Origin of the sequence: Pararhizobium mangrovi, from assembly GCF_006516965.1 — a bacterium.
GTDB classification, from domain to species: Bacteria; Pseudomonadota; Alphaproteobacteria; order Rhizobiales; family Rhizobiaceae; genus Pararhizobium_B; species Pararhizobium_B mangrovi.
Window position 1 is genome coordinate 56,189 of sequence record NZ_VHLH01000005.1, and the last position, 14,535, is coordinate 70,723.

The following is a 14,535-nucleotide window of genomic DNA, read 5'->3' on the forward strand; positions in this document are numbered from 1 at the left end:
GCCGACGACAGAATGGCGTCAATTCGAAGATTTTTTTATCCGAACGGTCACGTATGAGCGTTTCCGACACGATGCGGAAACGCTCATACGTCCTTGTGCGAAAGGCGCGCGGCCTCGGCGGCGATCGCCGATTGCGCCGCCGCGAGACGTGCGATCGGCACCCGGTAGGGCGAGCAGGAGACGTAATCGAGCCCGATCTCTTCGCAGAAGCGGATCGAGGCAGGGTCGCCGCCGTGCTCGCCCGAGATGCCGAGACGCAGTTCCGGTCGCACGGCGCGCCCGCGTTCGCTCGCCATGCGCATCAGGTCGCCGACGCCGTCGACGTCGATGGTCACGAACGGATCACGCTCGATGATGCCTTCACGCAGGTAGTCCGGCAGGAAGGCGGCGGAATCGTCGCGTGAAATGCCGAGCGTCGTCTGCGTCAGGTCGTTCGTGCCGAAAGAGAAGAATTCCGCCGTCTCGGCGATCGCGTCGGCCCTGAGCGCAGCACGCGGCAACTCGATCATCGTGCCGACGAGATACTCCACGCGAATGCCGGTCTGGACCGCGACGGCCTCTGCGACCGCATCGACACGCGCCTTGACGAAATCGAGCTCGCGGCGAAGGCTCACCAACGGCACCATGATCTCCGGGACGACCGGAGCGCCGGTGCGCGCGGCGGCCTCCGTCGCCGCCTCGAGGATCGCCTGCGCCTGCATCTCGGCGATCTCGGGATAGGAGATCGCCAGCCGGCAACCGCGGTGGCCGAGCATCGGGTTCGATTCGCCGAGCTCGGCGATGCGCCGGCGAAGCCGCTCGGCCGGCACGCGCATGCCGCGGGCGACCTCTGTGATCTCCTCCTCCGATCCCGGCAGGAACTCGTGCAGCGGCGGATCGAGCAGGCGGATCGTTACGGGCTGGCCCTGCATGATCTCGAACAGCTCGACGAAATCGGCGCGCTGCAGCGGCAGAAGCTCGGCGAGCGAAGCCCGCCGCCCCGCCTCGTCGGGAGCGAGGATGACTTCGCGCATCAGCCGCGCGCGCTCTCCTTCGAACACCATATGCTCCGTGCGGCAGAGCCCTATCCCCTCGGCGCCGAAGCGATGGGCGGCGCGCGCATCGGCCGGCGTCTCCGCGTTTCCGCGCACGCGCAGGCGCCGGATGGTGTCGGCCCAGCCGAGAAGCCGGGCGAAGGCGCCGGACGGTTCCGGCTTGATCATCTCCACCGTGCCCGCCAGCACGCGCCCGCCGGAACCGTCGAGCGTGACGATGTCCCCGGCCTTCAGATCGAAACCGCCACCCGTGAGCCGACCGGCCTCGACGTCGAGGCGAAGGCTCGCGGCCCCCGTCACGCAGGGCTTGCCCATGCCGCGCGCGATCACCGCGGCATGGCTCGTCATGCCGCCGCGCGTCGTCAGGATCGCCTCGGCGGCGTTCATGCCGCGAATGTCGTCGGGGCTCGTCTCCGGACGCACGAGAACGGTCGCGATGCCTTTCGCGGCCCTCGCCATCGCCTCTTCGCTGGTAAAGACGATCTCGCCGGCAGCCGCCCCCGGCGAAGCGGGCAGGCCGGCGGCGACGACGTCGACGGCCCCGTTGGGATCGACCATCGGGTGAAGCAGATGCTCCAGCGATGCGGGATCGACCCTCGATACGGCTTCTCGCTCGTTGATCAGTCCCTCGTCCACCATCTCGACGGCGATGCGAAGCCCCGCCTGCGCCGTACGCTTGGCGCGGCGCGTCTGCAGGATCCAGAGGCGCCCCTCCTCGATCGTGAATTCGACCTCCTGCACGTCGCGGTAATGCCGCTCGAGCCGGTCGCAGGCCGCCGCAAACGCCTTGAAGGTCTCCGGCATGGCGCGCGCCAGCGAGCGTCCCGCCGGCCGTTCGGCGGAAGAAGGCGCGGCGTCGGTGAGCGCGAGCGGAGTGTGCGTTCCCGCGACCACATCCTCGCCCTGCGCACCCGGCAGGTATTCGCCGTAAAGGCGGCGTTCGCCCGTCGAAGGGTCGCGCGTGAACGCGACGCCGGTCGCCGAATGCCGGCCGCGATTGCCGAAGACCATCGCCTGCAGCGTCACGGCCGTGCCCGGCATCTCGGGAATATCGTTCAGCCGGCGATAGGCGATCGCCCGCGACGACATCCAGCTTGAAAGCACCGCGGAGATCGCGCCGGAAAGCTGTGTATGTGCATCCTGTGGAAAGGGCATGCCGGCTTCGGCCTCGATCGCCGCTTTGAACCGTGCGACCAGGCTCTTCAGCGCGGAGGCGGCAAGCCCCGCTTCGCTCTCGACACCCGCGTCGTGGCAGGCTTCGCGGACGATCTCCTCGAAGACGCCCTGGTCGACCCCCATCACGGTGTCGCCGTAGCGCTGCAGCAGCCTTCGGTAGCTGTCGAAGGCGAAGCGCGGGTCTCCGCTGTTTGCGCCGAGGGCTACGACGGTCTCGTCGTTGAGGCCGATATTCAGCACCGTGTCGAGCATGCCCGGCATCGAGCGCGCGGCGCCGGAGCGCACGGAAAGAAGCAGCGGCGCGGTCGTGCCGGCGAAGCGCTGGCCGGTCTGGGCACCGAGCGTTGCCAGGCCCGCCTTGACCTGGCCCATCAGGCCCGCCGGCAGAACGTGCCCGCCTTCGTAGAACTGGCGGCACACGTCACTCGTCAGCGTCAGCCCCGGCGGCACGGGCAGGCCGATGCGGCTCATCTCGGCGAGCGCCGCTCCCTTGCCGCCAAGCAGCGCGGTCTGGCGGGCGTCCCCCTCCGCCCGACCCCTGCCGAATGCGTAGATCAGCTTCGTCACGCCGGTCTTCCTGTCTCCTCCCGCCCTTCCCTTTTCGCAATAGCGAAAAAGCGCGTCGGGATAAATGGCCGAAATCGCCACCGAACGGCCCCGTTCGTCGTGCATGAAACGGCGTCATGGCACCATATCACGCACCCCGCGGTGGAGCCGCATCGCTGGACCGCGTTCGGCGATGGCGTTAACAGGGGAAACGATGGTCGGCGCGCCCATTCGATCGCGCCCATGAAGTAGCCGCGTGAAAGGACCGTATGTCGAGCGAACCGCCTGCCCCCATCCGCTTCGTCGATCTCGTACGCCAGCAGGAAATCCTGCGCGACAGGATCGATGCCGCGCTCGCCCGCACGCTCGAACACGGCCAGTACGTCATGGGTCCGGAAGTCGGCGAGCTGGAAGCGGCCCTTGCCGCGCACACCGGTGCGAAGCACGCCGTGGCCACCTCCAGCGGAACGGATTCGCTCGCCCTCGTGTTGATGGCCAAGACGGTGCGGCCCGGCCAGGCAATCTTCTGCCCGGCCTTCACCTTCGTCGCGACGGCCGAGGTCGTCGCCTGGCTCGGCGCGACGGTCTTCTTCGTCGACGTTCTCGAAGACACGTTCAACATGGACCCGGCCTCGCTCGAGCGCGCCGTGGAAGAGGCACGCCGCACGGGCCTCGAGCCGGCCGGAATCATCCCGGTCGACCTCTTCGGCTTGCCGGCCGACTACGCCGCGATCGAACCGATCGCCGAACGCGAGGGCCTGTGGGTGCTCTCCGACGCGGCGCAGAGCTTCGGTTCGCGCCACCACGAGCGCCACGCCGGCACGCTCGGCGACGCGGCGGCGACGAGCTTCTTCCCGGCCAAGCCGCTCGGCTGCTACGGCGACGCCGGCGCCGTCTTCACCGACGACGACGACCTCGCCGACACCGTTCGCTCGCTGCTCTTCCACGGCAAGGGCGAGAACCAGTACGACAACGTCCGCGTCGGCATGACCGGCCGCATGGATTCCATCCAGGCCGGCATCCTGCTCGCCAAGCTGTCGATCTTCGACGAGGAGATCGCCGCGCGCAATGCCGTCGCCGCACGCTACAGCGAAGCGCTTTCCGGCGTCGTCGCGACGCCAGGCGTGCCCGAAGGCCTGCATCCGGTCTGGGCGCAGTACACGGTTCGTGCGCCGGAAGGCCGCCGGGAGACGATCGTCAACCATCTGCGCGAAAGCGGCGTGCCGGTGGCGATCTACTACCCGACCCCGCTCAACCGGCAGACGGCCTATCGCGACTATCCGGTCGTCGGCAACGGCGTGCCCGTTTCCGAGCGCCTCTGCCAGAGCGTCTTCAGCCTGCCCATGCACCCCTATCTCGACGAGGAGACGCAGGCCTATATCGTCGAAAAGCTTATCGAGGCGGCGAAGGCCTAGACGATGGCGCCTCCATCCGTCAGCCACGCCGAAAGCAGCGATGAAGCCGCCATCCTTGAGCGCGGCCGCACCGTGCTTCGCCTGGAAGGCGAAGGCCTTGAACGCCTGCGCGACAGCCTCGACGGGAATTTCGTCGCCGCGGTGGCTGCACTTCTCGAACTCGACGGGCGGGTGATCGTCTCCGGCCTCGGCAAGTCCGGCCATGTCGCCGCCAAGCTCGCCGCCACGCTCGCCTCGACGGGAACGCCGGCCTCCTTCGTCCATGCCGCCGAAGCCTTGCACGGCGACATGGGCATGATCTCGCCGCACGACCTCGTGATCCTGATCTCGAACTCCGGCGAGACGGCCGAGTTCATGCCGATCGTGCGACACCTGCGTGCGCTCGGCGTGCCGATCGTCGCCATCTCTTCGGCCGCGCAGTCGAAGCTGATGCGCGGCGCCGATATCGCGCTCGCGCTGCCGGCCGCGGCGGAAGCCTGCCCCGTCGGCATCGCGCCCACGACCTCCACGACGATGATGCTGGCACTCGGCGACGCGCTCGCCATGGCGGTGATGGAAGAGCGCGGCTTCACGCGCGAGGACTTCAAGCGCCTTCACCCCGGCGGCAATATCGGCCTGAAGCTGACCGCGGTCGGCGAACTCATGCACACCGGCGAGCGCCTGCCGCTCGTTCGCGAAGGCACGGCAATGGCCGACGTGATCGTGACGATGACGGCAAAGAGCTTCGGCATCGCCGGCGTCGTCGATGCCGGCGGCGCACTCCTCGGTGCCATTACCGACGGCGACCTTCGACGCCACATCGACGCGCTGTCGAGCGCGACGGCCGGCACGGTGATGACGCGGCCCGCCAAGACCATCGATCCGTCGATGCCCGCCGAGGACGCACTGAAATTCCTCAACCGCGAAAAGGTGACGGCCCTCTTCGTCATCGACGAAACCGACGGCACACGGCGCCCCGTCGGCATCGTCCACGTCCACGATTTCCTGCGCCTCGGCCTGACCTAAGCCCGAAGCCTTTCAAATCCGTAGCCGTTCGCTCAGTCGGGCCAGTTCATATAGGCCCGCACACCCGCATCCCCGTCGTATTTCGGCTCTTCGAGACCTGAACGGGCCGCACGTTCGAGTGTTTCCCTGAGACGCTGCGCGACGATTTCCGCCTGACCGTCGATCAGGTTGCAGGGATCGAGCTGGATCCAGCCGAGCTCGCTCTCGTGCGCCCGCACGATGACGGGCGGATCGCCGGCGGCCATTGCGTGCGCCAAGGCCTTGACCGACGCGCCGGCTTCCCTCGGGTTCATGTGGATGCGCAGGCGGTCGAGCGGGTTGTTCGTCGGATCGGGCACGATCTCGGCCAGAACGCCGGCGAGCCCGGAGGCTGCCTCCTTCCACTGCTCGAGCGCTGCCTGCTCACGGGCACGCACCGCCGCATGGTCGCGCCGTTCCCACGCTTCGAGCGCGGCAATGGTGCCGTAGATGCTTTCCTTGCCGACCTTCATGCCGCGGGCGATCCCCATATTCTGCATGTAGCCGGCCCGGACGAGGTCCTTGCGGCCCGCGACGATGCCGGCCGTCGGGCCGGAAAGAAACTTGTGGGCGGAATAGACGACGATGTCGGCACCGGTCTCGAGGAAGCCCCCGAGATCGTATTCCGAGGCCGCGTCGACGATCACCGGCACGTTGCGCGCATGGCAGATCGCGACGAACCGGTCGAGTGGGATCTGGCCGTATTCGACGACGTGATGCGACACGACGTAAAGCGCGGCCGCGGTTTTTTCGGTGATGGAGCCAGCAAGGCTGTATTCCTGTGCGAGCGTCGAGGTGCCGACGGGCACGACCCTGGCACCCGCAAGCCGGACGGCCTGTTCGACGGGCGCGCCGTAGTGGCACATGTGGCCGAGCTGCATGACGACTTCGTTGGCCATCCCCTCGCTCGAAGGCAGTCGTTCGACGAGGCTCGGCTCGCAGCCCGTCATGGTCGCGGCGACCATCTGCGTGACGCCCGCACTCGCCGAGCAGGTCACGAAACCCGCCTCGCCTCCCGTCAACCGGGTGATCGCTTCGCTCGCCTTGGCCTGAAGAGCGTGCATGTTGACGAAGCGCGGCAGAATCGACGCCATCGCCTCGGCCACTTCCGGGCGCGCGATCGACGCGCCGAGGCCGGTCATCGTGCCGGACGCGTTGATGACGGGCGGAAGACCGCTTTCGGTATAGAAATCCTGCCAGTGCGCCATGGTGGGCCGAGCCTCCTTCAGGTTCCGGTCGGTTGCCGTGTACGGGCTTCCATTGTAAGAGAATAATGACGATGAACGCGCGAGGGACCATGGTGAGAAACGCATCCGCGACGACGCGAAGCCGTACGAGCGGGGTCGATCGCACGCTCCAGATCCTGGACATGCTGAGCGCGCGCGGTACGCCGAGCAGCGCCTACGATATTGCCAAGACGATCGGTGCGCCGGTCTCGACGATCTACGCGCTGGTGGACGATCTCGCAGCGCGCGGCATGCTTTCCAAGCCCGACGACAAGCGGGTCTGGCTCGGTCCGCGTCTCATGCGCTACGGCCTTGCCTACGAAAGCGGTATGGACCTGCTGACGGAGGCCAAGCACGAGATGAACCGGCTCGCGCGCCGGCTCGGCGAGACCATCCAGGTCTGCTACCGCGACGAGGGCGACATGGTCGTCGCCGCCATGGCCGACGGCGACGGGCATTTCCGTATCTCTTCCGACGTCGGTGCGCGCGTGCCCCTGAACTGGACGGCCTCGGGCCGCCTGCTCCTCGGCCATCTGCCGGAAGACGAACGCCTCGCCATTTTCCGCAAGATCGCCCAACCGTCCCATACCGGGCTTGCTGAAACCGATCCCGAACGGCTTTGCGAGCATGCCGCCCGGGACTTTCGCGCGCGGCTCGCCGTTCAGCTCGGCGCATCGGATTTCGCCGTTGCCTGCATCGCCGCGCCGATCCGCGATGCGAGCGGGGCATGCGTGCTGACGATCTCGATCGTGCTTGCCGAGCCGAAGGCGCGCGCCAACCTCGATCGTTACGGCCGGGCCGTGCAGGAAGCCGCAAGCGCGGTCGAGCAAGCCCTCGGTCGTTCGGCCGCCTGAAATACGCTCCGTTCGCCGCATGACCGGCGCCTTCCTACTTGGTGGCGATCTCGACGATCGCCTCGATCTCGACCGTGATGTCGTTCGGCAGCGAGCCCATGCCGACGGCCGATCGCGCATGGATGCCGGCGTGCGAGAGCACCTCGCCGAAGAGATCGGAACACCCGTTCACGACCTTCGGATGATCGGTAAAATCAGGCGCGGCGTTGACCATGCCGAAGATCTTCACCACCCGCTTGATCCGCGAGAGGTCACCGACTTCCTGGCGTATGACGGCAAGGAGGTTGAGCCCGACGAGGCGCGCATGCTCGTAGGCGTCCTCCACCGAAACGGTGCCGCCGACCTTGCCGGTCAGGAGCGTGCCGTCGGTGCGCACCGGTCCCTGCCCGGAAACGAAGAGCAGATCGCCCACCCTGACGGCATTGACGAAGTTGCCGATCGGGGACGGCGCGGAAGGCAGGCTCAGGCCGAGCCGTTCGAGCGCCTCTTCCGGCGTTGCGACGGAAGCGGTGGCGCTGGTCGGGGAGTGCATTCAGATTTCTCCGAGTCGTAGACAGGCGGCGTGATGCCGCGACGATATGGAATGCGGTTCCGGGACCTTCTCAGCGCAGGCATCGATCGCATGCGGGCAGCGGGTGCGGAAGACGCAGCCCGAAGGCGGGGAAAGCGGGCTCGGTATGTCGCCGGCGAGGATCTGGCGCGCCTGCCGGCCTTCGGGATCGATCGTCGGAATCGCCGAAAGGAGCGCTCGTGTATAGGGGTGGCCGGGCAATCGGTAGACGTCGTCGCTCGGCCCGGTTTCGGCAACGCGGCCGAGATAGAGAACGACCATTTCGTCGCACAGATATTCAACGACGCTGAGATCGTGCGCGATGAAGAGGATCGTCAGGCCGCGCCGGTCCCTGAGATCCTGCAGCAGGTTGAGGATCTGCGCCTGGACCGAGACGTCGAGCGCGGAGACCGATTCGTCGGCAATGATGAATTCCGGCTCCACCGCCAGTGCACGAGCGATCCCGATGCGCTGGCGCTGCCCGCCGGAGAATTCATGTGGGAAACGTCCCATATGATCGGCCGAAAGCCCGACCTCCTCGAGGAGCCCCGCAACGATGTCGTCGCGCTCCCGCCGGTTCCGGCCGATGCCGTGTGCGACGAGCGCTTCGCCGACGATCTGGCGAATGCGCATACGCGGATTGAGGCTCGAAAACGGGTCCTGGAAGATGATCTGCATGCGCTTGCGCATGGCCTTCAGTCCGCGCTGGTCGAGGGCCGTGATGTCGGTGCCGTCGAAGACGACGCGCCCGGCGGTCGGTTCGACGAGGCGCAGAAGGCAGCGACCGAGCGTCGTCTTGCCGGAGCCGGACTCGCCGACGAGGCCGATCAGCGACCCGCGCTCGATATTGAAGGTGACGTCGGAAAGCGCCTGCACGTCGCCGGCCGACGTCGGGAACGTCTTGCCGAGCCCTTCGATACTGACGAGCGGTCCTTCGGATCGGGCGTTCATGCCTGCCTCATCTTCCAGCAGCGCGAAAGGTGGTCCGGTCCGCACGGTTCGAGCGAGACGGGCTCGAGACAGGCTTCCTCGCGCCAGGCGCAACGGGTTTCGAACGGACAGCCGGGCGGCAGGTCGTAAAGCGAGGGGACCGTGCCGGGAATGGCGGTCAGGCGCACGCGCTGCCCCTTGTCGTCCCGCTCGCGATTGGCTTCGGGGATCGAGGCGAGAAGCCCGCGCGTATAGGGGTGGTTCGGTGCATCGAAGAGGCGGCGAACCGGCGCCTGCTCCACCGCGACGCCGGCATACATGACAGCCACGTCGTCGGCGATCTCCGCGACGACGCCCATGTCGTGCGTGATGAAGAGGATCGACATGTCGAGTTCGCCCTGCAGCCTTCGCATCAGGTCGAGGATCTGCGCCTGGATGGTGACGTCGAGCGCGGTCGTCGGCTCGTCGGCGATCAGGAGGCTTGGATCGCAGGCGAGCGCCATGGCGATCATCACCCGCTGACGCATGCCGCCCGACATGTGATGCGGATAGTCGTCGATGCGCCGTTCGGCACCGGGAATCTCGACGAGGCGAAGCAGGTCCACGGCCCGCTTGCGAGCGTTCGCCCGGTTCGTCGCCATATGCAGCCAGATCATCTCGGCAATCTGATCGCCAACGGTCTGCAACGGGTTCAGCGAACTCATCGGCTCCTGGAAGATCATCGAGATCTCGCGACCGCGAATGCGACGCATCGTCCGCTTCGATGCGCCCGTCAGGTCGACCGCCTCTCCGGAGGAAAGCCGGTAGAGAATGCGGCCGTCGACGACGCGTCCCGGTTCGGAAAGCAGACCCATGATCGACAGCGAGGTGACCGACTTGCCCGAGCCCGATTCGCCGACGATGGCGAGCGTGCGTCCCTTCTTCAGCCGGAAGCTCACATCGCGAATGACCTTCGCCGTGCGGTTCTTGTAGACGAAATGCGTGCTCAGCCGCTCGACGGCGAGCACTTCGTCCGGCGCGAGCCCCTGCCCGTTCGCCGAAATCCTGTCCGTCGTCGCTTCGTCGCTCCGGCTCATACGGCACCCGCCTTTCGTCCCGCACGCGCCGCCTCGAAAGCCTCGTCGCCGATGACGGCGAAGCGCGGTTCGAAGAAGCGCTTCACACGAAGCGTATGGCCGAGGCTGTCGGTTACGACCTCGTCCGCATCGACGAGGTCGAAGACGGTAAGATCGGCCTTCTCGCCGATTTCCAGACCGTTTCGCGCCGGAAGGCCGAGAAAGCCGCGCGGCGCGCCGCAGATCGCTTCGACACAGTCCTCGAAGCCGAGACCCGCCGCATGCACCTTGGAGACCGTGGTCGCGAGATCGTAGACCGGACCGTGAACGTTACGCCGATGCAGGTCGGTCGAAATCGAGAACGGCTTGAGCCCGTCGGCGATCGCGCGCTCGGCGACCGCGAAGCTGTAGGAGGCCGCGCCATGGCCGATGTCCATGCGCACGCCGCTGGCCGCAAGCTGTTTCGCCATTTCCATGAGCTGCGGCGTATCGGCGATCGAGCCCGACTTCTTGCCGTTGAAACAATGGGTGACGACATCGCCCGGCGTCAGGATGTCGAGCACCTCGTCGATCATCGGCGGCGGCTCGCCGATATGCACCATCAGCGGCAGTTCGGCGATCTCCGCGACGCGCTTGGCGATCTTCACGGGCGTGATGCCCCAGGCGCCGACGATGACGCCGCTCGCGCGTACCTTGATGCCGCAGATCACGTCGCGATTGGCCTCGATCACCGCGAGCGTCCGGTCGACGTCGATCGAGCGCATGTCGATGAGTTCGGACACCCGGTTGCAGGCGACGAGGCCGATCGAGCCGATGTTGAGGAAGGCGCGCACCGTCTCGCGCTGCTTCTCGATCACGTATTCGCGCAGGCCGTGAAAGCTCGCTTCGCCGGCCGAGCCGGCATCGGCCATGGCGGTGACGCCGCCGCTCACCCCCGCCTCGTCGGCACGGATCGAAATGTCGGTGCCACCGTGCCAGACATGGACGTGAAGGTCCGCCCAACCGGGCGACACATAGGCGCCCCCGCAGTCGATCACACGCGCGGCTTCCGGTGCTTCGGCAGCGATACGACCCGCACCGTCGATGCAGATTTCGCCGGTTTCGGTGCCGCCATCGAAACCGATCGGAGAGACGTTCGTGAGAACCAGCCCGGACACGGGTTCAAAGCTCCTTGGAAAGATTGGGATCGAGCGCGTCACGCAGGCCGTCGCCGACGATCTGCAGGGCAAGGACGCACAGCGTGATGGCGATACCGGGAAAGAGGATCATCCAGCCGGCCGACGAGACGTATTTGCGCCCCTCGTTGATCATCGTGCCCCAGGTCGGCGTCGACGGATCGACGCCGACGCCGAGAAAGGAAAGCCCGGCTTCGGCGAGCATCGCATAGGCGAAGGTGAAGGTCGCCTGCACGATGAGCGGCGAGACAATGTTGCGAAGCACGTGGTTGGCGAGAATGCGCCACGTGGAAACGCCGAGCGCGCGCGCCGCCTCGACATAGGTCAGCTCACGGATGACCAGCGTGGAGGCCCGCGCGACGCGTGCTACTCGCGGCGTATAGACGACCGAAAGGGCGATGATGACGTTCAGCACCGAACCGCCGAGAGCGGCGACGAGCGCGATTGCCAGCAGGATGTCGGGAAACGCCATCATGGCGTCGACGACGCGCGAGACCGGCGCATCGAGCCGCCTGAAAAATCCGCCCATCAGGCCGAAGAAGACGCCCGCGACGGTGGAAAACGCCGCCACGCAGAGACCGACGGTCAACGATACGCGGCCGGCGAAGATCACGCGCGAAAAGATGTCTCGACCGTATTCGTCCGTTCCGAAAAGATGCGCCCAGCCCGGCGGCGTAAGACGGCTGGCGATCGCCAGCTTGTTGGGGTCGGCGGGTGCGACGACCGGCGCCAGGATCGCCGCGGCGCCGAGGACGAAAAGGATCGCCAGCCCGATCACCACCGATTGGCGCTGGGCGAGCAGCTTGACGAGGCCGGGGCCGCCGGCATGGGCTGGAGCGTTCGCCATCGGCTAGTATTTCACCCGTGGATCGATGGCGAGATAGAGCATGTCGATGAGGAAATTGATGAGCACGTAAAGCCCGGCGATGACGACGAGCACGCCTTGGATCACGGGATAGTCGCGCCGCAGCACTGCGCCGACGACGAGCGAACCGAGACCAGGAAGATTGAAGACGCGCTCGGTGACGATCGCGCCGGAGATAAGCAGAGCGAAGGTCAGCCCGACGACGGTGACGATCGGGATCAGCGCGCTCTTCAACGCATGGCGAATGACGACGCGCCATTCGCTCATCCCCTTGGCACGCGCGGTACGGACGAAATCGTCGTTGAGCACGTCGAGCATCGCCGCACGCGAAAAACGGATGATGAGCGCGGAATTGACGATGCCGAGCACGATCGAGGGCAGGATGATGAAATGCACACGCTCGAAAAACGTGGCGCTCGGCGATCCGAAGCCCGATACCGGAAACCACCCGGCACCGGTGGCAAGGTACTGCTGGAAGATGAGCCCGAGCCAGAAGCTCGGCACCGAAGCGGCGAGCATCGCCGTCGAAAGCGAACCCTGGTCGAAGAGGCTGCCGCGCGTATAGGCGGAAAGGATACCGACCGGCAGGGCGATCGCGACCGCGATGACGATCGAAAAGAGCGTCAGGAGAACCGTCGGCTCTGCTCGCGCGGCAATGACCTGGGTAACCGGCTGGTTGAAGAAGATGGACTGGCCAAGATTACCGGTCGCGATCTGGCCGAGGAACGAGAAGTATTGCACCACGACCGGCTGGTCGAGGCCCATCCGCGCGCGAAGCGCGACGACGTCGGCCGGCGTCGCCTCGGGGCCGAGCATCAGCGAGGCCGGATCGCCTGGTGCCAGACGCACGATGATGAAGACCGTGGTGAGCACGATGAACATCACCACGATCATGCCGAGGACGCGTTTTGCGACGTAGCGGGCCAAGGGCGCTTCCCTTCGCGAATGGAGGGGCCGGCGAGCCGGCCCCCGTCACCCTACTGGCTGAACTGCGCGTTCCAGAAGAACGGCCATGGTGTCTGCGGAACACCGCTCATCTTCGGGTTTTCGGCCGAAAGAGCACTGAACGAGCCGACCTTGTAGAAGGGCACCTGCTGCCAGACCATCTTCTGAAGCTTGGCGAAGAGCTCCTCACGCTTCTTCTGGTCGGTCGTCGAGGTGAAGTCGGCGAGCAGCTTGTTCTTCTCGGGATCGTCCCAGCCGAGCCTGGAGCTTGCGCTGTACAGGCTCGTCAGCGCCGGCTCCGGCAGGAAGGGCGAGTGCGTGATATAGATGTCCCACAATTTCGGGTTGTCGCGCCGTTCCGTCAGCGTCGCCCAGTCGACGACGTCGAGCTTTACCTTGAAGCCGGCCTGTTCGAGATAGGCCTTGGCGACCTGCGCCATCTGGTAGTGAAATTCGTACTGGTGCGATGTGAGAATGCGAAGCGGCGTGCCGTCGTAGCCGGCCTCCTTCAAAAGCTTGGCCGCCTTTTGCGGATCGGCCTGAGCGTAGAGATCGGATCCCTCTTCATTGTGCCAGACGTACTTCTTCGGGAAGAGCGCAGCGTCGGTGCCGAAGAACTTCTTGTCGCCGAACGCGGCAAGCAGCATGTCGTTCGGCGCAAGTGCGGCTTCCACCGCCTGGCGCATTTTCAGGTTCGTCATCAGCCCGGCCTTCAGGTTGAAGGCGAAGATCGGCCAGCCGAAATTGTTCAGGAGCACCGGCTTGATCTTGTCGCTCTTCTCGAGCCGGTCGTAGGCTTCGGTGGAAAGCCCGTCCGCGTAGTCGTACTGACCCGCGACGGCACCTTCGATGCGGGTATTGCCGTCGGGCACCGGAACGAAGTCGATCTCCGCCGGAATCTGCTTGCGCTCGCCGAACGTGCCGTCGGCCGGCTCCGTGCGCGAGGTATAGCCATCGAAGCGCGTCAGCTTGATGTACTGGTCCGGCTTGTGCTCGGCGAGCTTGTAGGGACCGGTACCGATGAGCTTGGTCAGCTTTTCGCCGTCGATATCCTCCTGAGGCACGATCGCAGCGGCGGAATTCGAAAAGGCGAGAAGCGAAAGCAGCGGCGCATACGCCTTCTTGAGCTTGATGACGACCGTATTGTCGTCGGAAGCCGTCACACTCTCGATCGTATCGGCCACACCCTGGCCTCGGGTCGCGACCTTTTCCCAGAGCTTCAGCGACGCGACAACGTCGTGGGCGTCCATCTTCGAGCCGTCCTGAAAGGTCACGCCCTCACGGATCGGAATGGTGTAGGTTCGTCCGTCGTCGGTGATCTTCGGCATCGACTTGGCGAGCAGCGGACGGACCTTCCAGTGCGAATCGAAGGTGTAGAGGGTCTCGAAGAAGTGCTGCGTGACGATGCTGACGACATCGGCCGTCGAAAGCATGGGATCGAGCGTCGGCGGCTCGCCGATGATGGCGACGGTAACGACGTCGTCTCCCTTCTTCGCGTCCTGGGCGTACGCTTGCATTGCGGGCAAAGCCGTCACGGCCGCCGCAGCGAGAGAAAACATGGCTGCGATACGCATCAGAAGACCCCTTTGTTCCCTTATAACGGAATGTCGCTTATTATTATGGAATGATTGACGCCTTCGCTCGGCCTGTCAAGCGCCATCCGGCCTGAAGAGCGTGGCAGTCCGCATCGCTTTCGTGCCGGACTGGGCGGCTTTTCGGGTCGAGCGAACGTATCGGATCG

12 protein-coding genes are annotated in these 14,535 nt (G+C 66.0%); 3 read left to right on the forward strand and 9 right to left on the reverse strand.

Translation table 11 applies throughout. The features are described 5' to 3' along the window. Positions 1-83: 83 nt before the first annotated feature. Positions 84-2,777: a pyruvate, phosphate dikinase gene (gene ppdK / locus FJU11_RS04290; protein ID WP_141165792.1), complete on the reverse strand. Its 2,694-nt coding sequence runs from the start codon at positions 2,775-2,777 to the stop codon at positions 84-86. A gap of 248 nt (positions 2,778-3,025) precedes the next feature. On the opposite strand from ppdK, the gene FJU11_RS04295 reads away from it, so the two are divergent. Beyond that, complete coding sequence (locus FJU11_RS04295) at positions 3,026-4,171, forward strand: DegT/DnrJ/EryC1/StrS family aminotransferase (protein WP_141165793.1); 1,146 nt, start codon at positions 3,026-3,028, stop codon at positions 4,169-4,171. A 3-nt stretch (positions 4,172-4,174) separates the two neighbouring features. Beyond that, positions 4,175-5,176 (forward strand): KpsF/GutQ family sugar-phosphate isomerase, encoded by a 1,002-nt coding sequence (locus FJU11_RS04300; RefSeq protein ID WP_141165794.1) that lies wholly within the window; start codon positions 4,175-4,177, stop codon positions 5,174-5,176. Positions 5,177-5,208: 32 nt separating this feature from the next. On the opposite strand, the gene FJU11_RS04305 is transcribed toward FJU11_RS04300, so the two are convergent. Beyond that, positions 5,209-6,402, reverse strand: coding sequence for an aminotransferase class V-fold PLP-dependent enzyme (locus FJU11_RS04305; protein WP_141165795.1), 1,194 nt, complete (start codon positions 6,400-6,402; stop codon positions 5,209-5,211). Positions 6,403-6,491: 89 nt separating this feature from the next. Between FJU11_RS04305 and FJU11_RS04310 the strand changes: the two genes are divergently transcribed. After that, positions 6,492-7,274 carry an IclR family transcriptional regulator gene (locus FJU11_RS04310; RefSeq protein ID WP_141165796.1) on the forward strand — a complete coding sequence of 261 codons (783 nt, stop codon included), beginning with the start codon at positions 6,492-6,494 and terminating at the stop codon, positions 7,272-7,274. Between the two features lie 34 nt (positions 7,275-7,308). On the opposite strand, the gene FJU11_RS04315 is transcribed toward FJU11_RS04310, so the two are convergent. The 7 genes from FJU11_RS04315 to FJU11_RS04345 are packed head-to-tail and all read right to left on the reverse strand — an operon-like array spanning position 7,309 to position 14,353. Then, a complete protein-coding gene (locus FJU11_RS04315) occupies positions 7,309-7,806 on the reverse strand; it encodes a RidA family protein (RefSeq protein WP_141165797.1) in 498 nt (165 codons plus the stop codon). Then, complete coding sequence (locus FJU11_RS04320) at positions 7,807-8,775, reverse strand: ABC transporter ATP-binding protein (RefSeq protein WP_141165798.1); 969 nt, start codon at positions 8,773-8,775, stop codon at positions 7,807-7,809. After that, positions 8,772-9,830, reverse strand: coding sequence for an ABC transporter ATP-binding protein (locus FJU11_RS04325; RefSeq protein WP_141165799.1), 1,059 nt, complete (start codon positions 9,828-9,830; stop codon positions 8,772-8,774). The genes FJU11_RS04320 and FJU11_RS04325 overlap by 4 nt, the downstream gene beginning before the upstream one ends. Beyond that, a complete protein-coding gene (locus FJU11_RS04330) occupies positions 9,827-10,966 on the reverse strand; it encodes an amidohydrolase/deacetylase family metallohydrolase (protein WP_235890805.1) in 1,140 nt (379 codons plus the stop codon). The genes FJU11_RS04325 and FJU11_RS04330 overlap by 4 nt, the downstream gene beginning before the upstream one ends. Before the next feature lie 4 nt (positions 10,967-10,970). Further along, the gene (locus FJU11_RS04335) at positions 10,971-11,831 is read right to left on the reverse strand and encodes an ABC transporter permease (protein ID WP_141165800.1); all 861 of its coding nucleotides are present in this window, start codon (positions 11,829-11,831) and stop codon (positions 10,971-10,973) included. Positions 11,832-11,834: 3 nt separating this feature from the next. Next, entirely contained in the window at positions 11,835-12,776 is a 942-nt protein-coding gene (locus FJU11_RS04340) for an ABC transporter permease (protein ID WP_181408041.1), read from the reverse strand. A 50-nt stretch (positions 12,777-12,826) separates the two neighbouring features. Further along, on the reverse strand, positions 12,827-14,353 hold the full coding sequence (locus FJU11_RS04345) for an ABC transporter substrate-binding protein (RefSeq protein WP_141165888.1): 1,527 nt from the start codon (positions 14,351-14,353) through the stop codon (positions 12,827-12,829). Between the last annotated feature and the right edge of the window lie 182 nt (positions 14,354-14,535).

Coding starts and splice junctions, on each gene's coding strand:
- FJU11_RS04295 (WP_141165793.1), top strand. CDS start 3,026: ATGTCGAGCGAACCGCCTGCCCCCATCCGCTTCGTCGATCTCGTACGC.
- FJU11_RS04300 (WP_141165794.1), top strand. CDS start 4,175: ATGGCGCCTCCATCCGTCAGCCACGCCGAAAGCAGCGATGAAGCCGCC.
- FJU11_RS04305 (WP_141165795.1), bottom strand. CDS start 6,402: ATGGCGCACTGGCAGGATTTCTATACCGAAAGCGGTCTTCCGCCCGTC.
- FJU11_RS04310 (WP_141165796.1), top strand. CDS start 6,492: ATGGTGAGAAACGCATCCGCGACGACGCGAAGCCGTACGAGCGGGGTC.
- FJU11_RS04315 (WP_141165797.1), bottom strand. CDS start 7,806: ATGCACTCCCCGACCAGCGCCACCGCTTCCGTCGCAACGCCGGAAGAG.
- FJU11_RS04320 (WP_141165798.1), bottom strand. CDS start 8,775: ATGAACGCCCGATCCGAAGGACCGCTCGTCAGTATCGAAGGGCTCGGC.
- FJU11_RS04325 (WP_141165799.1), bottom strand. CDS start 9,830: ATGAGCCGGAGCGACGAAGCGACGACGGACAGGATTTCGGCGAACGGG.
- FJU11_RS04335 (WP_141165800.1), bottom strand. CDS start 11,831: ATGGCGAACGCTCCAGCCCATGCCGGCGGCCCCGGCCTCGTCAAGCTG.
- FJU11_RS04345 (WP_141165888.1), bottom strand. CDS start 14,353: ATGTTTTCTCTCGCTGCGGCGGCCGTGACGGCTTTGCCCGCAATGCAA.